Source organism: Gilvimarinus sp. 1_MG-2023, from assembly GCF_030548285.1.
In genome coordinates this window covers 1-426 of the sequence record NZ_JAUOSC010000190.1, presented here as the reverse complement: position 1 = coordinate 426, position 426 = coordinate 1, and the positions used below count along the sequence as shown (strand labels likewise).

The 426-nt window shown below is 54.0% G+C and carries 1 protein-coding gene; it reads left to right on the top strand.

Annotated elements, in window-relative coordinates; translation table 11 throughout:
• Window positions 1-426: hypothetical protein (locus tag Q4563_RS16365; protein WP_303605234.1), on the top strand; the 426-nt coding region annotated here is incomplete at both ends.

Genomic DNA, 426 nt, shown 5'->3' with positions numbered 1-426 from the left:
TACTGGCAGTGCAAACCGTGCCCGCCAACAGCGTTATCCGTTAACTCTTGATGGCTGGACTCGTTTTGAACAGGAATTTGGCCGGGATACGGAGCAACAGATTCTGCCTGGCCCCTGGATTTCGCCTGAACTGATGGGAGCCAGAGCACCGCTGGATACCTTGGTAACTCAGGCTGTCCATCAACCGTTACCAGGAGAAGTGGCCTTGCTGGTGATGGATGGTGATATTGACGAATTAAAAGAGCGAATGGGACGCACTCTGGCTTGGTGGTCCCGGCAGGATAGCGGTGTATTGATTCCGGTCTGGGTTGCGGACAATGGTCAGCAGCCCGTGGATAGTGATGAGCTGTTATTAACCGATGCCAGACCAGTCAATATTGCTTGTGCATTGCTGGAAGCTGAGGCGGAGTGGCCGTTGCGACAGAC